The following is a 22,282-nucleotide window of genomic DNA, read 5'->3' as shown; positions in this document are numbered from 1 at the left end:
AGTGACGGTGACTCCCCTAAGACGTTAACCGGTTCGGGAGCTACAGATAAAACAGAACTGGAAGTGAACGGAATATTCGCCAACGTTTCATGAACAGTATTAGTGACGACAAAACGGCCTCTCGAAATCAACAGACGTATTAACTCACCATCACCGGCACTCGCGGCGCTAACGCACACATCAGCTCATAACCAACCGTACCTGCGGCGCTGGCGACATCGTCAATTTTGACGTTTTTGCCCCACAGCTCAACCGGGCTGCCGATACCGGCCTGCGGGCATGGCGTCAGATCTACGGTGATCATATCCATCGATACTTTGCCTACTACGCGGGTCATGACGCCATCTACCATGACAGGCGTACCGTCTGGCGCAATGCGTGGGTACCCGTCGGCATAGCCGCCAGCCACAATCCCGATTCGCTGCTCGCCGCTTGCGGTATAGCGGCTGCCATACCCCACGGTGTCGCCTGCTTTCAGGTTCTGAATCCCGATAATTTCGCTGCTTAGCGTCATTGCCGGCTGAATACCGCTGGTGGCCACATCCTGCCATTGTCCGCTCGGAGAAGCGCCATAAAGGATGATGCCCGGGCGAACCCAGTTAAAATGCGCTTCAGGATGCCACAGCGTAGCGGCCGAATTTGACAGTGAGCGAGGTGCATCAATGCCCTCCGCGGCCTGCTCAATGCGTTTCATCGGCTCAACAATGCCTTCTGGCTGCTCAGCATCGGCAAAATGTGCCATCAGCGTCAGCTCACCCACATTCGGGATAGAACGGAGTTTTTGCCAGATGCCGTGCACCCGATCGGGCGTAAATCCGAGACGATTCATCCCGCTGTTAATTTTGAGATAAACATCCAGCGGCGCGCTCAGCTTTGCGTTGGCTATCGCCTTAACCTGCCAGTTGCTATGCAGGCTGGTGGTCAGCCGGTATTTGTCGAACAGCGCCAGCTCATCGGCATGGAAGAACCCTTCCAGCATCAGGATCGGCCCTTTCCAGCCGCGCTCACGCAGCAAAATAGCCTCTTCAAGGTTCAGCATGGCAAAACCATCGGTCGCGCTTAATGCCGACCAGACGCGGTCGAGTCCGTGGCCGTATGCATTGGCCTTAACAACCGACCAGACGCGTGAATGCGGCGCGGCTCTGCGTACCACATCAAGATTGTTGCGCAGCGCGCTGAGATCCAGCGTTGCAATCACAGGACGGGACATAACGGCTCCTTTTAGTTATGTGCGCCGTGAAGCTGCCGGGCGCTCAATGGCGTAAAGCCTGGCGCATAGCGGGCAATCCCTAAATCCTCGCTTGGGATAGCCGGCGTGCGCCCGGAGATCAGGTCGCTCAGCATCTGGCCTGAACCACAGGCCATCGTCCAGCCTAACGTGCCGTGCCCGGTATTCAGCCAAAGATTCTTGAACGGCGTGCGCCCCACAATAGGCGTTCCGTCCGGGGTCATTGGGCGCAGGCCGGTCCAGAAAGTCGCCTGTTCCACATGCCCACCGCGTGGATAAAGATCTTTGACGACCATCTCCAGCGTCTCGCGACGGGGCTGCAGCAGGTCAGTATTGAAGCCAACGATTTCCGCCATTCCACCGACGCGAATACGGTTGTCAAAGCGGGTAATGGCAATCTTGTAGGTTTCATCGAGAATGGTCGACACAGGCGCGCCCTGTTCATCAGCAATCGGGATAGTCAGCGAGTAGCCTTTTAAAGGATAGACAGGAATATCGGCAATGCCCTTAAGCAGGCCGGTAGAGTACGAGCCAAAAGCCACCACGTAAGCATCGCCCTTCACCACTTCATGGCCGCACTGCACGCCGCTGATTTGCTGATTTTCGTATAGCAGGCGATCGACAGGCGTATTGAAACGAAACTCCACGCCCGCTTCCGCCGCCATCCGCGCCAGATTTTGAGTAAACAGCTGGCAGTCGCCGGTTTCATCGTTCGGCAGGCGCAGGCCGCCGGTCAGTTTATGGGCGACATCTGCCAGCGCAGGTTCAACGCGATTGAGCTGGCTGGCTTCCAGCAGCTCATACGGTACGCCCGCATCTTTCAATACGGCAATGTCTTTGGCCGCGCTTTCATACTGCTGCTCGGTGCGGAACAGCTGCAGCGTGCCGCCCTGCCGCCCTTCATACTGGATGCCGGTGGTGTGGCGCAGCTCTTTCAGGCAATCGCGGCTGTATTCTGCCAGACGCACCATGCGGCCTTTGTTTTCCATGTAATGGCGCGTATCGCAGTTGCGCAGCATTTGCCACATCCACTTCAGCTGGAATTGGGTTCCGTCGAGGCTGATGGCCAACGGCGCATGGCGCTGGAACATCCACTTAATGGCTTTTAACGGGACGCCCGGCGCTGCCCAGGGAGCGGCATAGCCCGGAGAGATTTGCCCAGCGTTGGCCGCGCTGGTCTCTTGCGCCGACCCTGATTCGCGATCGATGACGGTGACTTCATGCCCGGCCTGACGTAAATACCAGGCGCTCGCCACGCCGACGACACCACTTCCCAGCACCACAACACGCATATCTGCTCCGCAATTAGCTAAAAGAATAATCTTCTGATTACATATTGATAACTCAGTTGAATATGTTATTCAACATATGGCTTTATTATGGTGACTGAACTCACAGAGTTGCCCGCCAGCGCTGGGGCGAGATAATTAGCATCTCCTGTACGGGAAAACATTTTCGCCAAAATAAAATGCTGCAAGATGGGCTAAAACCCCGCTATTGGGATCAATAAATCGCGAAGAAAAAATTTTACTTGTCGGCGCTATCTTTCAGGAGTTGTCTATTCTTGAGAGTGAGGCTTTCCATCCAGAGAAAGTTGAAAACAATGAGGGCGCGCTGATGGCTACCGTAACTGATTTCGCCACAAAGGATCCCATCCGTCTAAGCGACGGACCCGACTGGACGTTTGAGCTACTGGACATCTACCTGGCCGAGATTGACCGGGTAGCAAAGCTCTACCGGCTGGACACCTATCCCCACCAGATTGAGGTCATTACCTCAGAACAAATGATGGACGCCTATTCCAGCGTGGGGATGCCGATTAACTATCCGCACTGGTCTTTCGGCAAAAAATTCATCGAAACCGAGCGCCTGTACAAGCACGGACAGCAAGGGCTAGCGTATGAAATTGTCATCAACTCTAACCCCTGCATTGCCTATTTGATGGAAGAGAACACCATCACCATGCAGGCGCTGGTGATTGCTCATGCCTGTTACGGACATAACTCCTTTTTTAAAAACAACTACCTGTTCCGCAGCTGGACGGATGCCAGCTCGATAATCGACTACCTGATTTTCGCTAAAAACTACATCACACAGTGTGAAGAACGCTATGGCGTGGATGAGGTGGAACGCCTGCTGGACTCCTGCCACGCGCTGATGAACTACGGCGTAGACCGCTATAAACGCCCGCAGAAAATATCTCTGCAGGAGGAAAAAGCTCGTCAGAAAAGCCGGGAAGAGTATCTGCAAAGCCAGGTGAATACGCTCTGGCGCACGTTGCCGCGTAAGGAAGAGGAAAAAACGGCAGAATCAGCCCACCGCTTCCCTTCTGAGCCGCAGGAAAATCTGCTGTATTTTATGGAGAAGAATGCCCCGCTGCTGGAGCCGTGGCAGCGTGAAATCCTGCGTATTGTGCGCAAGGTTAGCCAGTATTTTTACCCGCAGAAACAGACCCAGGTGATGAACGAGGGCTGGGCTACTTTCTGGCATTACACCATTCTCAATCACCTGTATGACGAGGGCAAAGTCAGCGACCGTTTTATGCTTGAGTTTTTGCACAGCCATACCAACGTGGTGTTCCAGCCGCCCTATAACAGCCCGTGGTACAACGGCATTAACCCTTACGCGCTCGGGTTCGCCATGTTCCAGGACATCAAACGCATTTGCCAGTCGCCGACCGAAGAAGACCGCTACTGGTTTCCGGATATTGCCGGTAAAGACTGGCTGGAAACGCTGCATTTCGCCATGCGTGACTTCAAGGACGAAAGCTTTATCAGCCAGTTCCTGTCACCTAAGCTGATGCGCGATTTCCGCCTGTTCACCGTGCTGGATGATGACCGTAATAATTTCCTCGAGATTTCGGCCATCCATAATGAAGAGGGCTACCGGGAAATACGTTCTCAGCTGTCGGCCCAGTACAACCTGAGCAACCTCGAGCCGAACATTCAGGTCTGGGATGTGGATTTACGTGGGGACCGCTCGCTGACGTTGCGCTATATCCCGCATAACCGTGCCCCGCTGGATAAGGGCCGCCGGGAAGTGCTCAAGCATGTGCACCGTCTGTGGGGCTTTGACGTCGTGCTGGAGCAGCAAAACGCCGATGGCAGCGTGGAGCTGCTGGAGCGCTGCCCGCAGCGAAATCCGCTGTAAGAGTGAAAAAAAAACGCTTCCCTCGGGAAGCGTTTTTTATTCTGGCTTAGCGACTGTGCATCGCCAAATCACCGGGCAGGTTTTTCTGCATACGGTGCCAAATCTCGCCGCTCTCGCGGCCGTAATTACGCACGATCTCAAAGACCTGATCGTACAATCCCTGCTGGCAGATTTCCGCCAGACGGTGGTAAAAACCCAGCGCCAGGCTGCGGGCTTCAGGATTAGAGAAGTAGTGACGCCCTATGCGGGTGTACAACCCTTTCATCCCGTTCAGGATCAGCCCATAAATCGGGTTACCGGACGCAAACGCCAGGCCGCGGAAAATGTTGTAATCCAACTCTGCAAATGCATCAGCATGGTCTTCAACTTTGTTAGCCGTGGCCAGCACTTCCTGCGCCTTATCCGGATACTGGCGAATCGCCGTCCGGATAAATATCGTGGAGATGTTGGTACGCACTGAAAGCAGATTATCAATCAGCTGCGGCACGCTGTCGTGATCGAGACGGGCCAGCGTTTCCAGAATGTTTAAGCCTGACGTTTCCCAGAAATTGTTTACCCGCGTTGGCTTCCCGTGCTGAATTGTCAGCCAGCCGTCGCGTGCAAGACGCTGAAGCACTTCACGTAATGTGGTGCGCGTTACGCCAATCAGTTCTGAAAGTTCACGCTCTGCCGGCAGGATGGAGCCCGGCGGAAAACGGCTGTTCCAGATACTTTCTATAATATACTCTTCCGCGAAACCCGCTGGGCTCTGCGCCTTAATGACCATAGTAAGATTTCCATTACTCAGGTTTTGCAAATTGGACTCATCATACCAGATGCCATGCGCGCCAGATAGCGGGGGCAACGCGCAAATGCGGGATCGGCGTTGAATTTTGACGATAAATGCCTTAACTCAGGATTTCCTTCGGCTTGATCGCATGCGCCATAAGCGAGTACCCTGAAGCGTTATCTTTTTAAACATCAACATAATACAACGGATAATGGTAACTATACGATGGAAATGTCCTTTGGGCGGGCGTTGTACCGCAATTTTCTGGGTCAATCACCTGACTGGTACAAACTGACGCTGCTTCTCTTTTTAGTGGTTAATCCGCTGGTCTTTTGGTTTGTCAGCCCGTTTATCGCGGGCTGGATGCTGGTGGTGGAGTTTATCTTTGCGCTGGCGATGGCGCTGAAGTGCTACCCACTGCTGCCTGGCGGCCTGCTGGCTATTGAAGCCGTGCTGGTCGGCATGACGAGCCCCGACCACGTTCGGGCTGAGATCGCTTCAAACCTCGAAGTGCTGTTGCTGCTGATGTTTATGGTAGCCGGGATTTATTTCATGAAGCAGCTTCTGCTGCTGCTATTCACCCGCCTGCTGCTGGGGATCCGGTCGAAAGTTGCGCTGTCGCTGGCCTTCTGTGTTGCCGCCGCATTTCTTTCCGCATTCCTTGATGCCTTAACCGTCGTGGCCGTTGTCATTAGCGTGGCCGTGGGCTTCTACAGCATCTACCACCGCGTGGCATCCGAGGCACAGGATGACAGCAACGTTCAGGACGACAGCCATATTCGGAGCGACAGCCGCGAGGTCCTTGAGCAGTTCCGCGCTTTCCTGCGCAGCCTGATGATGCACGCCGGCGTTGGCACCGCACTGGGCGGCGTAATGACGATGGTTGGCGAGCCACAGAACCTGATCATTGCTAAAAACGCCGGCTGGCATTTCGGCGATTTCTTCCTGCGAATGATGCCGGTGACCGTACCGGTGCTGATTTGTGGCCTGTTCACCTGCGTTTTGCTGGAGCGTTTTAAAGTCTTCGGCTACGGGCAAACGCTGCCGGAAAAAGTCCGCGGTATCCTGTATGACTTTGATGCCCAAAGCGCGAAAAAGCGGACGAAGCAGGACAAGTTGAAACTGCTTATTCAGGCGCTGATTGGCGTCTGGCTGATTATGGCTCTGGCGCTGCATCTGGCAGAAGTCGGCCTGATTGGCCTGTCGGTGATTATTCTGGCGACATCCCTTTGCGGCGTTACCGATGAACATGCAATCGGCAAAGCCTTTACCGAAGCGCTGCCGTTTACCGCCCTGCTGACCGTTTTCTTCACCATCGTGGCGGTAATCATCGACCAGCATCTGTTCAGCCCGATAATTCAGTACGTACTGGATTCCTCCCCACACGCCCAGCTGTCGCTGTTTTACATCTTTAACGGCCTGCTCTCTTCTATCTCCGACAATGTCTTTGTCGGCACCGTTTATATCAACGAAGCGAAAGCCGCGCTGCAAAATGGCGCGATTGATATGAAACAGTTCGAGCTGTTGGCGGTAGCCATCAATACCGGGACTAACCTGCCGTCGGTGGCGACGCCTAACGGTCAGGCGGCATTCCTGTTCCTGCTGACCTCTGCGCTGGCACCGCTAATTCGCCTCTCTTACGGCCGCATGGTTGTGATGGCGCTGCCCTACACGCTGGTGCTGACGCTTGTCGGCCTGCTTTGCGTTGAGTACACACTGGTGCCCGCCACTGAATGGATGCTTGCCAGCGGCTGGTTAACCACGCCTGACACACTGGTTGCACCACACTAAGGCAATTTGACGGGAAGTCCGCTTCCCGTTACAAATTTTTTCCTTATAAACATCCGATTACTGCGTTATTTTCATCTGCGCTACTGGCGCAAAAAGGGAATTGGTTTACACTGCCGATTCTACGCATGCTGCAGGGAAACTGATTATGTTGCGATATTTAAACCAATGCTCTCTTGGGCGCACCGCATGGCTGCTTTTGGCCTTTACTGCATTTGCGCTTGAGATGGTGGCATTGTGGTTCCAGCACGTTATGGGGCTGAAACCTTGTGTAATGTGTATTTATGAACGTTGCGCGCTGTTTGGCGTGATGGGTGCCGGTATCGTGGGCGCGATAGCCCCTAAAAGCCCGCTGCGCTATGGCGCACTGGCCATCTGGCTGTACAGCGCAGGGAAAGGCGTTCAGTTGGCATGGGAGCACACCATGCTGCAGCTTCATCCGTCCCCGTTTGTGACCTGTGATTTCTTCGCTCGCTTCCCAAGCTGGCTGCCGCTGGATAAATGGCTGCCGCAGGTCTTCGTTGCCAGCGGTGACTGCTCCGTTCGCCAGTGGGAATTCCTGTCGCTGGATATGGTGCAGTGGCTGCTCGGGATCTTCGCCGTGTTCCTGATTATTGCGGTGCTGGTGCTGATTGCTCAGTTCTTCAAACCTAAGCGTCGCGATCTGTTTGGTCGCTAAGTTAACAAACACGTTAGACAAATAACCCACCTCTCGGTGGGTTATTTTTTTCAGGAATGATCGCGACGGTATAGCGCCCATTCATCGATTCGTTCTCCCCCAGGCAGCAAACAGTCGCTTCTTTCGCCCTGCGGCGTTTTCACCACGACCGATTTCCCACCTTTAGCCTGACAGTAAACCGAAGCCGGGTTCGCCATGCCCACACTGTGCGGGGGCTTCGGCGCCTCACGCTCCGCGGTTGCACAGCCACTGAGCAGCAATATGCCCATGATAGTTGTTAACTTTTTCATTTTTCCTCCTTTAAAGAAGGAATATTAGCAGCGTGGCTGAGAAGAAGCCAAAGGCGGTTGCGCCAACGGGCTGAAACCGGAGAAGGTCGCATTTAACGGACGATGAGCGGAAACCTGCATTGCGGATTTGCAAAAAATACAGACTGCGCCATGGGGATTTGATTCTCGGACATCGTAGAGGGAAGTGCGATACTGCGATCCGCCGCATGACGGACACTGGAATGTTAAATTCAGGATAAAAACTCTCTTATTTTGGTTATTGAAAATCCATCCTATCACAAAATCAGTTATAAGAAGGATTTATTTTCGCGCTCAACAATGACCAAAGCTGCGTACAGTGAACGCGTTAGTCCGCCCACTCGGGCTTGTTGAGGATATGGTCCTGCCAGTCGCGAACTTCAGACTCTTTCACCGCGATATGGCGCACTGAAATGCGCTCGCCGTGCATGGCGGCTTTTGAGCCGGTAATCAGCGGATGCCATTCCGGCAACGGTTTGCCTTCGGCCAGCAGACGATAAGCGCAGGTATGCGGTAGCCATTCAAAGGTCGGCAGATTGTCGCGGGTCAGTTTAATGCAGTCCGGCTCGTATTCGAAACGGCGGGCGTAGTTCTTGCACTGACAGGTTTTGATATTGAGCTGCTTGCACGCGACGTTGGTGAAGTAAATCTCGTCGGTATCTTCGTCCATCAGCTTATGCAGGCAACACTGGCCGCAGCCGTCGCACAGGGATTCCCACTCGGCGTCGCTCATTTCGTCGAGAGTTTTAGTTTGCCAAAAAGGAGTGGGTGTCATAGCGGTTCCTGCATTTAAAAATTAAGCTGCACCTTATAAACAGTCTGACACCCGGATGCAAGTTTTGCCGCCCTGAAGCGGCAAATTTTTTATAAAACGCGCGTCGTCAGGCTGTGGCCTGCAAAGCTCACTTCCAGCTCATCGCCGCTGAGCAGAGGGCCGACGCCTTCCGGCGTACCGGTCAGGATCACATCGCCCGCGCGCAGGGTGAAGAACTTACTCATATAGGCAATGAGCGGCACGATCTTGTGGATCATGTCTTCGGTATTGCCCTGCTGGCGAACTTCATCGTTGATCTTCAGCTCAAGCGGGGTATTTTGCGGATCGTGAGGAAACTGCGCCGCAGGAATAAACCCGGAAATTGGGCAGGAGTTATCAAATCCCTTCGCTTTTTCCCAAGGCTGGCCAGCTTTTTTCAGTTTGGCCTGCAGATCGCGCAGCGTGAGGTCCAACGCAACACCATAGCCGGCAATGGCTTTCTGCACGTGCTCTTCGCTTGCCTGCTTAAGGGTGGCGCCAATCAGGATAGCCAGCTCCACTTCATGGTGCACGGAACCAAATTCCTGCGGCAATGCCAGCGGCTGGCGAATATCACACAGCGCGCTTTCAGGCTTGATAAACACCACCGGTTCGTCCGGCGTTGCACTGCCCATCTCTTTAATATGTTTGGCATAGTTGCTGCCAACACAGACTACCTTGTTTACCGGAAAATCCAGCAGCGCACCCTGCCAGTTATGATGTTGATACATGCCTTTCCTCTGTGTCGTTTGTGTTAACTGCCTTTGATACTAGATAAAAAAATGCCTGCTGAATACCGGGGAAATGTTTCTAAGCGTGCCTTATTTATCTCCGATGGCATCCGCCATTTTGCCGATGCTAATGGCAAAGTAGTAAGAGCGGTTCCAGTGCATTAGGGTGCGGAAGTTGTTGTAGACGAGGAACGAACGCTCCAAACCATCGTCTGGCTTCACCAGCCAGGCCGTTTTTGAGGAGACAGGGAGATGGGCTCCTCCCGGCAAAGTTATCCCTAGTTTTTTCCACTGAGTCACGGACTTGCCCTGCCCCGGACTGGTGCCCAGCAATGCAGCATTAAAGCCTGCGGGCAGCTTCACCTCGTAGCCCCACGCCCCACCCCGCTGCCAGCCCTCTACCGCCAGGTAGTTTGCCGTGGAAGCAAAAACGTCGCGGGTGTTATTCCAGATATCAATTTTGCCGTCCCCGTCGCCGTCTTTGCCGTAACGCAGCAGTGAACTCGGCATAAACTGGTTTTGCCCCATCGCCCCGGCCCACGAACCTTTCATCTGCGCCGCGCTGGCATTACCCCGCTGGATGATTTTCAGCGCCGCCATAAGCTCGTGGGTGAAAAAGGCTTCACGGCGGCCTTCAAAGGCCAGCGTTGCCAAAGCAGAAATGACGTCTTCTTTGCCCTGCAGTTTGCCGAAGTTACTTTCCATTGCCCACAGGGCGACAATGTAGCGACTCTGAACGCCACTTTTTTCGCTGACCTTTTCCAGCTCTGTCCGATGCCGTGTGGCCAGACTGCGCGCCTGTTTTATTTTCGCGGGGGTAAGAACGCGGTTTAAATAGTCATCCAGCGTTATTTTCTTTTCTAGCTGATTGCGATCGGATTGAATGACCCGATCAACAAATTGAATATTGGCAAAGGCTTTTACCAGCGTCGCATTGCTGATGCCTTGCGCCCTGGCTTGTTGTTTTAATTTTTCGACATAAGCGGGGAATTCAGCGGGATTTCGCCCTTGTTCAGCGAGCGTTGTCGTTTGAGGTGTGCTGCTTTGAGGGACTGAGGCGGCTGGAGGAGCCGCCTCAGCGTGGGAGAGATAACCGGCCCCGCTGGCGAGTATTAAGGCGCTGAAGGTAGAACGCAAAGCTGCATTTTTCATCGTCTTTTCCGCAATAATGTGTTTCACACATTTTCAGGCTGAGCGCCTGGAAAAGATTTACCTTCAGTCCGAAAGTTATTTTTTAGGACTCTTTTCCAGGTGCATTGTCAGCAAACTTTCAACCGGAGGTGGGATCTGTAAATAATAACCCTCAGTTTCCAGCGCGTGTTTCACTTTATCCAAATCGGCATTCACCAGTTTTTTACTGCCGTCCAGCGGTAACAGCATAGACAGTACGGGTTTGCCGAAGCCTTTCATCAGTTCTTCCGGCACTCGGGAGAAATCGTCTTTTTTTTCGACATAAAGATATGTCTGGTCACGTTTAGTACTTCTGTAGATCACACAAAACATTTTTTTTACTCTATTTTCGCCAGCGAGTGGCTTGCCTGAATATAAGCTGGACTATAACATGCCTGGTGTACTTCGGAATATCGTCCCACAATAGTGGGGATTGAAACTGAATTGAGTAAGGCCAGGATGTCAAACACGCCAATCGAGTTAAAGGGCAGCAGTTTTACCTTATCTGTGGTTCATTTGCATGATGCACAACCTGAGGTTATTCGCCAGGCTCTGGAAGATAAAATCGCCCAGGCTCCCGCATTCTTAAAGAATGCCCCGGTGGTCGTTAACGTCGCCAGTCTCGATGGTTCCGTCAACTGGAAGAAAGTACAACAGGCCGTCACCGCAACCGGCCTGCGCGTGGTGGGTATCAGCGGCTGTAAAGATGAAGCCTTAAAGGCTGAGATTGAGCGCGCTGGCCTGCCCTTGCTGACCGAAGGGAAAGAAAAGGCCGCAAGAACGCCAAAAGCCGCGCCTGCAGAGCCCGTAGTGGTCACTGCGCCGGATGTTACACCGATCACAAAAACGCGTTTAATTGATGCGCCGGTCCGTTCCGGGCAGCGCATTTATGCGCCAAACTGTGACTTGATTGTGACCAATCACGTCAGCGCCGGTGCAGAACTGATAGCAGATGGTAATATTCATATTTACGGCATGATGCGTGGCCGTGCGCTGGCTGGTGCAAGCGGCGATCGAGATGCACAAATATTTTGTACTAACCTGGTAGCAGAGCTTGTCTCTATTGCGGGCGAGTACTGGCTGAGTGAGCAGATCCCAGCCGATTATTATGGAAAAGCGGCTCGCCTCAATCTGGCGAGTGGTGCGCTCTCCGTTCAATCTTTGAATTAAGCCCTTTTAACAAGGAAATCCTTTATGGCACGCATTATTGTTGTTACATCGGGTAAAGGGGGCGTCGGTAAGACCACGTCCAGCGCGGCCATCGCCACGGGTCTGGCCCAAAAGGGAAGAAAAACCGTCGTTATTGATTTCGACATCGGCCTGCGTAACCTTGACCTGATCATGGGCTGCGAACGTCGCGTTGTGTACGATTTCGTTAACGTTATTCAGGGCGATGCCACGCTGAATCAGGCGCTTATTCGCGATAAACGCACTGAACAGCTCTATATTCTGCCTGCTTCACAAACCCGCGATAAAGACGCTTTGACCCGCGAAGGCGTGGCCAAAGTGCTGGAAGACCTGAAAAACATGGACTTCGAATTTATCGTTTGTGATTCCCCGGCAGGTATCGAAACCGGCGCGCTGATGGCGCTCTACTTCGCGGATGAAGCGGTAATTACCACCAACCCGGAAGTCTCTTCGGTGCGTGACTCAGACCGTATTCTCGGCATTCTGTCGTCAAAATCCCGCCGCGCTGAAAACGGTGAAGAGCCCATTAAAGAGCATTTATTGCTGACCCGCTACAACCCAGGTCGCGTCAATAAAGGCGATATGCTGAGCATGGAAGACGTGCTCGAAATTCTGCGCATTCCGCTGGTTGGCGTTATCCCGGAAGACCAGTCAGTGCTGCGTGCGTCTAACCAGGGCGAGCCGGTGATTCTTGACGGTGAATCGGATGCGGGCAAAGCCTACGCCGATACCGTGGAACGCCTGCTCGGCGAAGAACGCCCTTTCCGCTTCATTGAAGAAGAGAAGAAGGGTTTCCTGAAACGCCTGTTCGGAGGATAAGTTATGGCATTACTCGACTTTTTTCTGTCACGAAAAAAGAACACCGCCAACATCGCGAAAGAGCGTTTACAGATTATCGTGGCTGAGCGTCGCCGTAGCGATGCGGAACCCCATTACCTGCCGCAGCTTCGTAAGGACATTCTCGATGTGATTTGCAAGTACGTGCAAATCGACCCGGAAATGGTCAGCGTTCAGCTTGAGCAGCGGGATGGAGATATTTCAATTCTGGAGCTGAACGTCACGCTCCCAGAAGCGGAAGAAGCCAGTAAGTCTGCATGAATAAAAAGCCCCCTGCATTTGTCAGGGGCTTTATTTTTACGCGGTCACTTAACGTTTATTAAGATCTTTCTCGTTGCAGCCTGCCAATATATTTCAACCTGAGAACAACACTGTAATTATTCCCAGATCATATAAACAATCAGTATTCAGCCAACAATTTCGTTAACGCTTCAGCCATTAATTCTGCCCGCCAGCCGCTAATTAATTCCGGCGCCACGCTTTGCGGTTTCAATTTCCAGTGCCAGTTTAGCAGCTGATTGATTTGGCGGCGGGAGGCAAGCAATTCGGCGCTCAGTCCTTTAGCCTCGCTCACTTCCTGTACCAGCGCTTTAATAGCTTTAAACACTTTGCGGTACCCCGGCATATCCACCAGATTTTGCAGCGGCTGAGGCAGCTCGCTCTCCGGCAGCGCCTGCGCCTCGGCCACCAGGGCGATAAGCGTTTTACCGTGGAAGCGAATTTCGCTGCCGCTCAGGCCCAGCGAGTCCAGCTCCCCCAGCGAGCCAGGCATGTATCTCGCCACCTGCCACAGGTTTTCTTCACGGACGACAAAATTCACCGCCATATCGCGCTCGCGGGCTTTGCGTAAGCGCCAGGCCGCCAGCTTCTTAAGGCAGGCGAGTTGGCGGGTACGCAGCTGCCAGGCGTTACCTATTTCGCGCCAGGCCTCTTCCGGGTCAAGCTGTTCGCGGCGGCGGGAGCACATTAAATGGCACTCACCAAGGGCCGCAGTCAGCCAACCCGCCGCTTCGGTTTCAGCCATCAGCTTCTCTGCGATAGGCAGCAGATAGAGCACGTCTGCCGCTGCGTATTCGCACTGACGCTCCGTCAACGGGCGTGCCAGCCAGTCGGTGCGGGATTCGCTTTTATCGAGCGCGATACCGGTATAGGACTCGACGATGGTGGCAAAGCCGCAAGACAGAGGGCGGCCGGTAAATGAGGCCAGAATCTGCGTATCGATAAACGGATCTGGCAGCATGCCAAAGGCATTCAGGAAGACTTCGAGATCTTCGCTGCCGGCGTGCAGATATTTGATGGTATCAGGATCCTGCAGCAAGGCTTTGAACGGCGACCAGTCGCTGATGGTTAAAGGATCGATCAGCGAAACCTGCTGGCCATCATAAAGCTGGATCAGCCCCAGCTGTGGATAGTAGGTACGGGTACGAACAAATTCTGTGTCCAGCGCCAGCGCGGGGAACTGACGTGCGGCCTGGCAAACGGCGGCCAGCCCTTCATCGGTAGTAATCATCTGGTAAGTCAAATTCAGTTCTCTTAGGTTGCGCCCATAAAAAATGCCGGCGAACCGGCATCAGGACGAGTGACTTGGAGCTCAGGCGTTATTGTTGCCTGTCTTGCCCGCTTCGTCACGCAGTTCTCGTCGTAAAATTTTCCCGACGTTGGATTTTGGCAATTCCGTGCGGAATTCTATCAGCTTCGGCACTTTATAGCCGGTTAACTGACGGCGGCAGAAAGCGATAAGCGCCTCTTCCGTTAGCGCAGGATCTTTTTTCACCACGAAGATTTTGACGTGCTCACCGCTTACGCCGGCAGGCACACCCACCGCCGCAACCTCCAGCACGCCTTCGTGCTGCATCACCACGTCTTCAATTTCATTGGGATAAACGTTGAAGCCTGAAACGAGGATCATGTCTTTTTTGCGGTCAACGATGTTCATGAAGCCTTCTTCGTTCATCACCGCAATGTCCCCGGTGCGCAGCCAGCCGTCTTTCAGAATTTCATCGGTCTCTTTCGGACGCTGCCAGTAGCCCAGCATCACCTGCGGGCCTTTAACACACAGTTCGCCAGGCTGACCCGGAGGAACTTCATTGCCTTCATCATCTATCAGCTTCACATCGGTAGACGGCACCGGCAGGCCAATAGAGCCGCTATGGTAATCCATGTCATGCGGGTTGGCGCTAACCAGCGGCGCGCATTCCGTCAGGCCGTAACCTTCAAGCAGGAAGCGCCCGGTTAACTTTTCCCAGCGTTCGGCAACGGCGTGCTGAACCGGCATACCGCCGCCCGCGGAAAGGTGCAGGCTTGAGAAGTCTAACTGCTGGAACTCTTTGTTATTTAATAAGGCGTTAAACAGCGTGTTCACGGCGGTCATGGCGGTGAAAGGATATTTCGCCAGTTCTTTTACCAGGCCTGGAATGTCGCGCGGGTTGGTAATTAGCAGGTTCTGCCCACCCATATCGATAAATAACAGACAGTTAATGGTCAGGGCAAAAATGTGATAAAGCGGCAGCGGGGTCACCACCAGCTCTTTCCCTTCATGCAGCAGCGGGCTATAGGCCGCCCTTACCTGCTCAAGGTTGGCCAGCATGTTGCGGTGCGTCAGCATCGCGCCTTTGGCTACACCGGTTGTACCGCCGGTATATTGCAGGAAAGCTAAGTCTTCATTGAGAATTTCAGGCTTGATGTACTGCATGCGGTAGCCGCTTTGTAACGCGCGACGGAAGGAGATAGCGTTCGGTAAGTGGTATTTAGGCACCAGCCGCTTGATGTATTTGACGACAAAGTTAACCAGCGTGCCTTTCGGGCCGGAGATCTGGTCTCCCAGGCGGGTCAGGATAACGTGTTTCACCTGGGTTTTATCAACCACTTTTTCCAGCGTATGGGCAAAGTTTGACACAATAACAATCGCGCTGGCTCCGCTGTCGTTCAGCTGATGCTCCAGCTCGCGCGGGGTATAAAGCGGGTTAACGTTAACCACCACCATCCCGGCACGCAGTATGCCAAAGAGCGCCACCGGGTATTGCAGCAGGTTTGGCATCATCAGCGCCACACGGTCGCCCTTTTTCAGGCCCAGCCCCTGCTGAAGATACGCGGCAAATGCCCGACTACGCTCTTCCAGCTTGCGGAAGGTCATCACCTCCCCCATGTTGATAAACGCAGGTTTGTCGGCATAACGAGTGACTGCCTGCTCAAACATATCAACCAGGGATTGATAGCGGTCGGGATTTATTTCAGCCGCAACGTCGGCCGGGTAGCGGTTAAGCCAAACCTTATTCAAGGATCCACCTCTGAAATTATTATTTGTCGTCATCACAACCCCAGGTAATACATTTCGTTAACATAATATTAACTCAGCGTACCAGTTTATTAATTAGCCTGATCAAAGGTTGCGAAGCACATCACTAAATTTTTTCATCCGTCCTGGATAAAAACAAACAGCGGCCAGGCCGCTGTTTGAAAATATATTAAAAACAACAGATTATTCGGTTACGACGGTTTGCACCTGTGCAGGCCCCGGATTGTACCAGCCGCCCCACATATCGTAATGGTGGCGGTACGGGTAAGGCCCGCCCCAGAACCACGGGTCGATCGGCTGTGGCGGCATGACGACCTGCTGAACGACATTCCAACGCTTGTAACCCGTCGCCTGCATAGTCATGAATTTATACGGCGTCTGGCCAACCTTGCCTTCTGCTGTACCGGTAATGGGCCCGACGACCGTAACCAGCTGATTACGAAAATCAACCGGGTCCAGGAAGCCGTTCACATCGGCATAAATACGCCCCTGCGAAGGCTCATTCAGCGCCGGTCGGGCACCTTCATCAAGGCTGACGGTGGCAATCTCCAGGCGAGTTTTGCCCTTCAGGTTGTCAACATTCACCACGCGCCCACCAAAACGCGCTTCCTGCCCGACATAAAGCTGGGGGGCATTCATCACCGTCGTCAGATCCTGCTGCGGGGTCGCGGAGGTTCCTTTAATTGCATCCGGCACGCTCACGCAGCCGCTCAGTACCAGCGCCGCAGCGGCGGCCAGCAGCCAGCTGCATTTTTTGACATTACAAACAGCCATACCTCATCTCCTTAACCTTCCCGCCGTTAAGCGTGGTCGGTATTACTCTCTGCCAGGAAGCTTTTTCCAGGTCACTTCATTGCGCAGGTAGACCGGTTCAGCGTTTTCTACGGCGACGGTTTTTCCGGCGTTAAAAGCCTGCTGTGCCAGAGGAAGCATGTCTTCAGCTTCAGGCAGCGTAGTTTCACCGTCCTGCAACAAAAGCGCGCTATCCTTCGCCATATCAGGCCAGGCCTGCCAGCCTGTTCCGACTGTAGCCCAGGTGCCGCTGAGATGCTTCAACCGCCCGGCAACGTCTTCAGGCTTGAGGACGGCTTCGCTTTCTTCACCGTGCCACACGCCCTGCTCGTCGCGCTCATATTCGGCCCAGTAGACTTCACCCATACGGGCATCTATGGCGGCGAGTACCCGGGTAGCGCCCGTTCTGCGCCATGCGCCCTGCGCCATAGTTGCCAGCGTTGAAACGCCGATCATCGGCAGTTCAGCGCCCAGCGCCAGCCCCTGCGCAATACCAATACCAATTCGCACACCGGTGAAACTGCCCGGCCCACGCCCGTAGGCAAGTGCGTTCACCTCAGACAAAGTAATCCCGCCCTGGTTCAGGATCTCTTTGACCAGCGGTAAAATTCTTTGCGTATGTTCACGCGGGCAGAGTTCAAAATGGGCGTAGGACGCCGCGTCGTTTTGCAGGGCAACAGAACAGGCTTCTGTTGCGGTATCGATGGCTAAAATTCGCATGGGCTTGCCAACCTCTGGCGGAGATAAGGTCAAAAAACGGCGCGCATCATACCATAGCCTGGCACAAATTACTGCGCGCCTGAGGTATTGAGGAACTCAACTGCCCGATTTATATCCCGGGTACGCGGCGTTGGCGGCAGGCTATTAAGGAAAACAGCGCCATAAGGCCGCATGACCAGACGGTTATCGCAGATAACCAATACCCCACGGTCTTCCACATCTCGTATCAGGCGGCCGACGCCCTGCTTGAGGGTAATCACCGCATCCGGTAACTGGACATCGTCAAACGGATCGCCTCCACGAATGCGGCAATCTTCCATTCGGGCCTTGAGCAGCGGATCGTCCGGGGAGGTAAAGGGCAGCTTGTCGATGATGACCAGGGATAAGGTGTCGCCGCGCACGTCTACGCCTTCCCAGAAGCTGCTGGTCGCCACCAGCAGGGCGTTACCGGCCTCAACAAACTGCTGCAACAGTTGGCCTTTGCTGGTTTCCCCCTGCAGAAGCACGGGAAGCGTCATGGTGGCACGGAACTGTTCCGCCAGCTCACGCATCATGGCGTGGGAGGTACAAAGCATAAAGCAGCGCCCGTTGTTCGCCTCGATAAGCGGACGCAGCAGGTTAGCCAGATGGCGGCCTGCATGGGGCTGATTCGGGGTTGGCAGACCTCTCGGCACGCACAGCAGCGCCTGCTTAGCGTAATCAAACGGACTGGCAAGCAGCAGCGTTTCCGCCTCGTCGATACCCAGTCGCTCGGTGAAGTGGCTCATTTTGTCATTCACCGCAAGCGTGGCCGAGGTAAAGACCCAGCAGCCCGCTTTTTCACGGATAACTTCCTTAAACTTGTCGGCCACGGACAGCGGCGTCAGGGCCAGCGTGAAGTGGCGGGCGTTGCATTCATACCAGTAGCTGTAGCCCGGCTGGTTAATCTCTTTCAGCCTTTTGATTCGCCCGCGATAAATCACCGCCCGTTCAAAAGCGGCATCCAGCAGCGCTGAGCGGCCAAGAGAAAGCTTCGCCACGTCATAACACAGCTCCAGCGCGTCATCGAGCAGCAGCAGCGAACGCTGGATATTGGCGTCAGCAAGCAGTTCACGCAGGTTGCCCCGGTAGCCCGGATCGCCTATTTGCAGGCGGAAGTCCTGCGTGCGCTGGGCAAGGCTGTCGGCGCTTTTTTGCAGCTGTTGAGCATCACGGACTTCTGTGCGGTAGGCAATGGAAATGTCTTTGGCGAGGTCGAGCAACTGCCGGCTGGAGATAGACTGGCCAAAATACTGACTGGCGATATCCGGGATCTGGTGGGCTTCATCGAAAATCGTCACTTCCGCCTCAGGGATCAGCTCCGCAAAGCCGCTCTCTTTCACCACCATGTCGGCCAGATACAAATGATGGTTCACCACCACCACATCGGCATCCATCGCCTTTTTGCGGGCCTTGACCACAAAGCAGTCCTGATACTGCGGGCAATCCTGCCCCAGACAGTTGTCGTTGGTACTGGTGACCATTGGCCAAACGGTGGAATCTTCGGCGACGGTGCCACAGGTACTGATATCGCCATCCACGGTTTCACTGGCCCAGCCGCGCAGATGCATCACGTCGCTTAACGCCTGCACGGGTAAATCCCCCCCGGCCAGCGACTGCTGCTCCAGCCTTTCCAGGCAAAGGTAGTTAGAGCGACCTTTCAGTAGTGCCACCCGCCCGGTGAATTTCAGCGCGCGAGAGATAGTGGGTAGATCGCGGGAAAACAGCTGATCCTGCAGCGCTTTCGAGCCGGTAGAAATAATGACTTTTTTGCCAGAACGCAGTGCGGGGGCAAGATAAGCGTAAGTTTTCCCTGTGCCGGTGCCGGCCTCTACCACCAGCTCTCCGCCGGCTTTAATCGCCCGGGTTACCGCCTCCGCCATTTCACGCTGCGCCTCACGCGGCCTGAAACCGGGAATGACCTTAGCCAGCTGGCCGTCTGCTGCAAAATCGTCCGTCACGTTACCCCCTGGTTAAATTGCCAGTGATTATGTCAGTCCCGGCGAGGTTTATCCAGCCAGGCGGTGGCACCGGGCAGCGGATTGTGGCAGTCTGTGCCGCACATATCGTTTGTTGTTAAGGAGTTGCCATGAGTATTGCGCGTATTAAACCTGAAGCCCGCTGGTCTGATGCAGTTATCCATAACCAGACCGTGTACTACACCGGCGTTCCGGAAAATCTGGATGCTGATGCCTACCAGCAGACGGCAAACACCCTGCAGCAAATCGACACCCTGCTGGCCGAACTCGGCAGCGACAAGACACGCATTCTGGATGCAACGATTTTCCTGCCGGATGGCGAAGATTTTGCGGCGATGAATAAAGCCTGGGATGAGTGGGTCGTGGCGGGTAAAGCGCCGGTACGCTGCACCGTACAGGCTAAGTTAATGAACCCGCGCTACAAAGTGGAAATCAAAATTATCGCCGCTGTGTAACGCTAAGTCGCTGAGGCCCGGCTAGTCCTGCGGGTCTTCTTCTTCGTCGTCTTCATCTTCAAAACGTGCGACGACGTTACCTCCGGTATGCGAGGCACGGATCTCACTGGCTACCAGGGCGATGGCTTCGCCGCTGCTCATGCCGTCGGCCATCAGTTCGTGAATACGCTCGACGGCCTGCTGCTGCTGCTCGTGGCTAAGCGCCGGTAATCCTGAAATCATATTGAACTCCTGTTACAGTGCTGAAGCCGCTACTTTACTCTGCTCCTGACGATGCTACCAAGATGAATGTGACAACCTCCCCCGCTTTTCGCGAACTCAGCTGGCAGGCCGATGCCGTTCAGCGCTATTTCCGTGTGGTTTCCGCTCAGCCCTGGGCCATGCTGCTTCATTCTGGCTTTGCCGACCACCCGCATAATCGTTTCGATATTATGGTTGCCAGCCCGCTTGCGACGCTGGTCACTCGCGGCCAGCAAACCGTTATTGAGCGCGACGGTCTTTCATCGCGGCACGGCGAATGCCCGCTCGACCTGTTACAGCAAATGCTGGACAGCTTTGACCTGACCACCACAGCCAATGACGATATCCCGTTCTGCGGCGGCGCGCTGGGGTTATTCAGTTACGATCTGGGCCGTCGCTTTGAAAACATCCCTGCGACAGCGGAGCAGGATTTAACCACGCCGGACATGGCCGTCGGCATTTATGACTGGGCGCTGATTGCAGACCATCATCTGCAGCGCCTGACGCTGGTTTGCCGGGGAGATATTGAGGCTCGTCTGGCCTGGCTGAATGCACTCTCGCCCCGGCAAGAGGTTCAGCCTTTCCGGCTGACCAGCCAGTGGCAGTCCAATATGTCCCGCGAAACGTACGGCGAGAAATTCCGCCAGATCCAGGCTTATCTCAGCAGCGGAGATTGCTACCAGGTCAACCTGGCTCAGCGGTTTAGCGCGCACTTTGAAGGGGATGAATGGCAGGCTTTTGAAACGCTAAATCAGGCGAACCGCGCGCCGTTCAGCGCTTTTCTACGCCTGCCAGACAGTTGCATTCTTAGCCTTTCCCCGGAGAGGTTCGTGCTGCTGGAGGACAAGCAAATCCAAACCCGGCCGATTAAAGGCACGCTGCCTCGTCTTGCCGATCCGCAGGCAGATGCCGGGCAGGCTGAGCGGCTGGCTAACTCTCCCAAAGATCGTGCTGAAAATCTGATGATTGTTGATTTGCTACGCAACGATATCGGCCGCGTCGCGGTGCCGGGCAGCGTCAAAGTGCCGGAGCTGTTTGTAGTGGAGCCTTTCCCTGCGGTACATCACCTGGTGAGTACCATTACCGCCGTACTGCCTGAGACGCTTAGCGCCTGCGATCTCTTGCGTGCCACTTTCCCCGGAGGTTCAATCACCGGTGCCCCCAAAGTTAGGGCAATGGAAATTATTGAAGAGCTGGAGCCTCAGCGGCGTAACGCATGGTGCGGCAGTATCGGCTACATTAGCTTCTGCGGAAAGATGGATACCAGCATCACCATCCGCACGCTGACCGCTGAAGGCGGAAAATTATACTGTTCTGCCGGGGGCGGGATCGTCGCCGACAGCAACGAAGCGGCGGAATATCAGGAAACTTTTGACAAAGTTAATCGTATTTTGCCTCTACTGGAGAGTTAATGCATGGCCGGTTCGTCCCTGACGCTGAATGATTTCCTCACCCGCTTTCAACTACTGCGCCCCACTGAAAGCGGCCCTGTCAGCAACAAACGTCAGGCGGCGGTACTGGTGCCGATAGTTCGTCGGCCTCAGCCGGGGCTTTTACTCACCCAGCGTTCCATCATGCTGCGTAAACACGCGGGCCAGGTGGCCTTCCCCGGCGGGGCGGTAGACGACACCGACAGTTCGCTGATTGCCGCCGCGCTGCGGGAGGCGCAGGAAGAAGTCGCTATTCCACCAGAATCCGTCGAGGTTATCGGCACCCTTCCGCCAGTAGATAGCGTGACGGGTTTCCAGGTAACGCCCATTGTCGGCATCATTCCTCCTGATTTGCCGTGGCGTGCCAGCGAAGATGAAGTGTCGGCGGTGTTTGAAATGCCTTTAGCCGAGGCACTGCGTTTGGGGCGCTACCATCCGTTAGATATCCATCGCCGCGGCAACGCGCATCGCGTCTGGCTTTCCTGGTATCAACGTTATTTTGTCTGGGGTATGACGGCGGGCATCATTCGGGAACTTTCTTTACAGGTAGATAGCGATCCAGACGACAGTTTAAAACGCTGAAAATGGCTATATTTAAGAACCATAAAGGCCATAAATCATCTGCTATTAGGTGGTTTATGGTTAAGCATTAGTTTAATTCATGTGAATAGTTTCCTGGTGGAACCAATAAATTTTTAAACTAGCGCTTAGC

The 22,282-nt window shown here is 54.3% G+C and carries 24 protein-coding genes; 9 read left to right on the top strand and 15 right to left on the bottom strand.

All coding sequences use genetic code 11. From position 1 onward, the window contains the following. Positions 1 to 139 precede the first annotated feature (139 nt). Together dadX and CNE01S_RS00785 are read right to left on the bottom strand one after the other, a co-directional pair. The gene (gene dadX / locus CNE01S_RS00790; protein ID WP_061272300.1) at positions 140 to 1,210 is read right to left on the bottom strand and encodes a catabolic alanine racemase DadX; all 1,071 of its coding nucleotides are present in this window, start codon (positions 1,208 to 1,210) and stop codon (positions 140 to 142) included. Positions 1,211 to 1,221: 11 nt separating this feature from the next. Further along, complete coding sequence (locus CNE01S_RS00785) at positions 1,222 to 2,520, bottom strand: D-amino acid dehydrogenase (RefSeq protein ID WP_061272298.1); 1,299 nt, start codon at positions 2,518 to 2,520, stop codon at positions 1,222 to 1,224. 325 nt (positions 2,521 to 2,845) lie between these two features. Between CNE01S_RS00785 and CNE01S_RS00780 the strand changes: the two genes are divergently transcribed. Next, the gene (locus tag CNE01S_RS00780; RefSeq protein ID WP_061272319.1) at positions 2,846 to 4,378 is read left to right on the top strand and encodes a SpoVR family protein; all 1,533 of its coding nucleotides are present in this window, start codon (positions 2,846 to 2,848) and stop codon (positions 4,376 to 4,378) included. A gap of 46 nt (positions 4,379 to 4,424) precedes the next feature. Here the strand turns inward: CNE01S_RS00780 and fadR are convergent, their stop codons facing one another. After that, the gene (gene fadR, locus CNE01S_RS00775) at positions 4,425 to 5,144 is read right to left on the bottom strand and encodes a fatty acid metabolism transcriptional regulator FadR (RefSeq protein WP_061272296.1); all 720 of its coding nucleotides are present in this window, start codon (positions 5,142 to 5,144) and stop codon (positions 4,425 to 4,427) included. Between the two features lie 228 nt (positions 5,145 to 5,372). Here fadR and nhaB point away from each other — a divergent pair, with 228 nt between their 5' ends. Together nhaB and dsbB are read left to right on the top strand one after the other, a co-directional pair. After that, positions 5,373 to 6,938 (top strand): sodium/proton antiporter NhaB, encoded by a 1,566-nt coding sequence (gene nhaB, locus CNE01S_RS00770; protein ID WP_061272294.1) that lies wholly within the window; start codon positions 5,373 to 5,375, stop codon positions 6,936 to 6,938. Between the two features lie 145 nt (positions 6,939 to 7,083). Beyond that, complete coding sequence (gene dsbB / locus CNE01S_RS00765) at positions 7,084 to 7,614, top strand: disulfide bond formation protein DsbB (RefSeq protein WP_039294405.1); 531 nt, start codon at positions 7,084 to 7,086, stop codon at positions 7,612 to 7,614. Positions 7,615 to 7,664: 50 nt separating this feature from the next. On the opposite strand, the gene CNE01S_RS00760 is transcribed toward dsbB, so the two are convergent. The 6 genes from CNE01S_RS00760 to CNE01S_RS00740 form a co-directional block, all read right to left on the bottom strand. Further along, positions 7,665 to 7,904: a putative hemolysin gene (locus CNE01S_RS00760; RefSeq protein ID WP_061272292.1), complete on the bottom strand. Its 240-nt coding sequence runs from the start codon at positions 7,902 to 7,904 to the stop codon at positions 7,665 to 7,667. A gap of 24 nt (positions 7,905 to 7,928) precedes the next feature. After that, positions 7,929 to 8,183: a cold shock small protein YmcF gene (gene ymcF, locus CNE01S_RS25695; RefSeq protein WP_425430204.1), complete on the bottom strand. Its 255-nt coding sequence runs from the start codon at positions 8,181 to 8,183 to the stop codon at positions 7,929 to 7,931. Between the two features lie 67 nt (positions 8,184 to 8,250). Further along, positions 8,251 to 8,697, bottom strand: coding sequence for a cysteine cluster protein YcgN (gene ycgN, locus CNE01S_RS00755; protein ID WP_061272290.1), 447 nt, complete (start codon positions 8,695 to 8,697; stop codon positions 8,251 to 8,253). Positions 8,698 to 8,786: 89 nt separating this feature from the next. Then, entirely contained in the window at positions 8,787 to 9,446 is a 660-nt protein-coding gene (locus CNE01S_RS00750) for a fumarylacetoacetate hydrolase family protein (RefSeq protein WP_061272288.1), read from the bottom strand. A 90-nt stretch (positions 9,447 to 9,536) separates the two neighbouring features. Continuing rightward, positions 9,537 to 10,598 carry a lytic murein transglycosylase gene (locus tag CNE01S_RS00745; RefSeq protein ID WP_061272286.1) on the bottom strand — a complete coding sequence of 354 codons (1,062 nt, stop codon included), beginning with the start codon at positions 10,596 to 10,598 and terminating at the stop codon, positions 9,537 to 9,539. Positions 10,599 to 10,673: 75 nt separating this feature from the next. Next, complete coding sequence (locus CNE01S_RS00740) at positions 10,674 to 10,949, bottom strand: YcgL domain-containing protein (RefSeq protein ID WP_061272284.1); 276 nt, start codon at positions 10,947 to 10,949, stop codon at positions 10,674 to 10,676. Between the two features lie 126 nt (positions 10,950 to 11,075). Between CNE01S_RS00740 and minC the strand changes: the two genes are divergently transcribed. The 3 genes from minC to minE are packed head-to-tail and all read left to right on the top strand — an operon-like array spanning position 11,076 to position 12,902. Next, complete coding sequence (minC, locus tag CNE01S_RS00735; RefSeq protein WP_061272282.1) at positions 11,076 to 11,786, top strand: septum site-determining protein MinC; 711 nt, start codon at positions 11,076 to 11,078, stop codon at positions 11,784 to 11,786. A gap of 24 nt (positions 11,787 to 11,810) precedes the next feature. After that, the gene (gene minD / locus CNE01S_RS00730) at positions 11,811 to 12,623 is read left to right on the top strand and encodes a septum site-determining protein MinD (protein WP_008454070.1); all 813 of its coding nucleotides are present in this window, start codon (positions 11,811 to 11,813) and stop codon (positions 12,621 to 12,623) included. 3 nt (positions 12,624 to 12,626) lie between these two features. Beyond that, positions 12,627 to 12,902, top strand: coding sequence for a cell division topological specificity factor MinE (gene minE, locus CNE01S_RS00725; RefSeq protein ID WP_008454068.1), 276 nt, complete (start codon positions 12,627 to 12,629; stop codon positions 12,900 to 12,902). A 139-nt stretch (positions 12,903 to 13,041) separates the two neighbouring features. Here the strand turns inward: minE and rnd are convergent, their stop codons facing one another. The 5 genes from rnd to yoaA all read right to left on the bottom strand — a co-directional run bounded on the left by rnd (position 13,042) and on the right by yoaA (position 19,427). After that, positions 13,042 to 14,163: a ribonuclease D gene (gene rnd / locus CNE01S_RS00720; RefSeq protein ID WP_138089256.1), complete on the bottom strand. Its 1,122-nt coding sequence runs from the start codon at positions 14,161 to 14,163 to the stop codon at positions 13,042 to 13,044. Positions 14,164 to 14,232: 69 nt separating this feature from the next. Beyond that, entirely contained in the window at positions 14,233 to 15,918 is a 1,686-nt protein-coding gene (gene fadD, locus CNE01S_RS00715; protein ID WP_138089255.1) for a long-chain-fatty-acid--CoA ligase FadD, read from the bottom strand. Between the two features lie 201 nt (positions 15,919 to 16,119). Next, positions 16,120 to 16,710, bottom strand: a complete 591-nt coding sequence (locus CNE01S_RS00710) for a Slp family lipoprotein (protein ID WP_061272276.1) — start codon at positions 16,708 to 16,710, stop codon at positions 16,120 to 16,122. Between the two features lie 42 nt (positions 16,711 to 16,752). Then, the gene (tsaB, locus tag CNE01S_RS00705; RefSeq protein ID WP_061272275.1) at positions 16,753 to 17,448 is read right to left on the bottom strand and encodes a tRNA (adenosine(37)-N6)-threonylcarbamoyltransferase complex dimerization subunit type 1 TsaB; all 696 of its coding nucleotides are present in this window, start codon (positions 17,446 to 17,448) and stop codon (positions 16,753 to 16,755) included. Positions 17,449 to 17,516: 68 nt separating this feature from the next. Continuing rightward, entirely contained in the window at positions 17,517 to 19,427 is a 1,911-nt protein-coding gene (gene yoaA, locus CNE01S_RS00700) for a DNA repair helicase YoaA (RefSeq protein WP_061272274.1), read from the bottom strand. Between the two features lie 128 nt (positions 19,428 to 19,555). Here yoaA and CNE01S_RS00695 point away from each other — a divergent pair, with 128 nt between their 5' ends. Continuing rightward, complete coding sequence (locus tag CNE01S_RS00695) at positions 19,556 to 19,900, top strand: RidA family protein (protein ID WP_039294440.1); 345 nt, start codon at positions 19,556 to 19,558, stop codon at positions 19,898 to 19,900. A gap of 21 nt (positions 19,901 to 19,921) precedes the next feature. On the opposite strand, the gene CNE01S_RS00690 is transcribed toward CNE01S_RS00695, so the two are convergent. Then, positions 19,922 to 20,122: a YoaH family protein gene (locus CNE01S_RS00690; RefSeq protein ID WP_061272273.1), complete on the bottom strand. Its 201-nt coding sequence runs from the start codon at positions 20,120 to 20,122 to the stop codon at positions 19,922 to 19,924. A gap of 62 nt (positions 20,123 to 20,184) precedes the next feature. On the opposite strand from CNE01S_RS00690, the gene pabB reads away from it, so the two are divergent. Beyond that, positions 20,185 to 21,552: an aminodeoxychorismate synthase component 1 gene (gene pabB, locus CNE01S_RS00685; protein WP_061272271.1), complete on the top strand. Its 1,368-nt coding sequence runs from the start codon at positions 20,185 to 20,187 to the stop codon at positions 21,550 to 21,552. A 3-nt stretch (positions 21,553 to 21,555) separates the two neighbouring features. Further along, entirely contained in the window at positions 21,556 to 22,152 is a 597-nt protein-coding gene (locus CNE01S_RS00680; RefSeq protein WP_061272269.1) for a CoA pyrophosphatase, read from the top strand. Positions 22,153 to 22,282: the final 130 nt, after the last annotated feature.

The sequence above is a fragment of the Cedecea neteri NBRC 105707 = ATCC 33855 genome (assembly GCF_001571265.1).
Classification (GTDB): Bacteria; Pseudomonadota; Gammaproteobacteria; order Enterobacterales; family Enterobacteriaceae; genus Cedecea; species Cedecea neteri.
This window is presented reverse-complemented; position numbering and strand designations above follow the sequence as displayed.

What these genes read in the sequence shown, in the direction of transcription:
- dadX (WP_061272300.1), bottom strand. Translation starts at nt 1,210, where the DNA reads ATGTCCCGTCCTGTGATTGCAACGCTGGATCTCAGCGCGCTGCGCAAC.
- CNE01S_RS00785 (WP_061272298.1), bottom strand. Translation starts at nt 2,520, where the DNA reads ATGCGTGTTGTGGTGCTGGGAAGTGGTGTCGTCGGCGTGGCGAGCGCC.
- CNE01S_RS00780 (WP_061272319.1), top strand. Translation starts at nt 2,846, where the DNA reads ATGGCTACCGTAACTGATTTCGCCACAAAGGATCCCATCCGTCTAAGC.
- fadR (WP_061272296.1), bottom strand. Translation starts at nt 5,144, where the DNA reads ATGGTCATTAAGGCGCAGAGCCCAGCGGGTTTCGCGGAAGAGTATATT.
- nhaB (WP_061272294.1), top strand. Translation starts at nt 5,373, where the DNA reads ATGGAAATGTCCTTTGGGCGGGCGTTGTACCGCAATTTTCTGGGTCAA.
- dsbB (WP_039294405.1), top strand. Translation starts at nt 7,084, where the DNA reads ATGTTGCGATATTTAAACCAATGCTCTCTTGGGCGCACCGCATGGCTG.
- CNE01S_RS00760 (WP_061272292.1), bottom strand. Translation starts at nt 7,904, where the DNA reads ATGAAAAAGTTAACAACTATCATGGGCATATTGCTGCTCAGTGGCTGT.
- ycgN (WP_061272290.1), bottom strand. Translation starts at nt 8,697, where the DNA reads ATGACACCCACTCCTTTTTGGCAAACTAAAACTCTCGACGAAATGAGC.
- CNE01S_RS00750 (WP_061272288.1), bottom strand. Translation starts at nt 9,446, where the DNA reads ATGTATCAACATCATAACTGGCAGGGTGCGCTGCTGGATTTTCCGGTA.
- CNE01S_RS00745 (WP_061272286.1), bottom strand. Translation starts at nt 10,598, where the DNA reads ATGAAAAATGCAGCTTTGCGTTCTACCTTCAGCGCCTTAATACTCGCC.
- CNE01S_RS00740 (WP_061272284.1), bottom strand. Translation starts at nt 10,949, where the DNA reads ATGTTTTGTGTGATCTACAGAAGTACTAAACGTGACCAGACATATCTT.
- minC (WP_061272282.1), top strand. Translation starts at nt 11,076, where the DNA reads ATGTCAAACACGCCAATCGAGTTAAAGGGCAGCAGTTTTACCTTATCT.
- minD (WP_008454070.1), top strand. Translation starts at nt 11,811, where the DNA reads ATGGCACGCATTATTGTTGTTACATCGGGTAAAGGGGGCGTCGGTAAG.
- minE (WP_008454068.1), top strand. Translation starts at nt 12,627, where the DNA reads ATGGCATTACTCGACTTTTTTCTGTCACGAAAAAAGAACACCGCCAAC.
- CNE01S_RS00710 (WP_061272276.1), bottom strand. Translation starts at nt 16,710, where the DNA reads ATGGCTGTTTGTAATGTCAAAAAATGCAGCTGGCTGCTGGCCGCCGCT.
- tsaB (WP_061272275.1), bottom strand. Translation starts at nt 17,448, where the DNA reads ATGCGAATTTTAGCCATCGATACCGCAACAGAAGCCTGTTCTGTTGCC.
- CNE01S_RS00695 (WP_039294440.1), top strand. Translation starts at nt 19,556, where the DNA reads ATGAGTATTGCGCGTATTAAACCTGAAGCCCGCTGGTCTGATGCAGTT.
- CNE01S_RS00690 (WP_061272273.1), bottom strand. Translation starts at nt 20,122, where the DNA reads ATGATTTCAGGATTACCGGCGCTTAGCCACGAGCAGCAGCAGCAGGCC.
- pabB (WP_061272271.1), top strand. Translation starts at nt 20,185, where the DNA reads ATGAATGTGACAACCTCCCCCGCTTTTCGCGAACTCAGCTGGCAGGCC.
- CNE01S_RS00680 (WP_061272269.1), top strand. Translation starts at nt 21,556, where the DNA reads ATGGCCGGTTCGTCCCTGACGCTGAATGATTTCCTCACCCGCTTTCAA.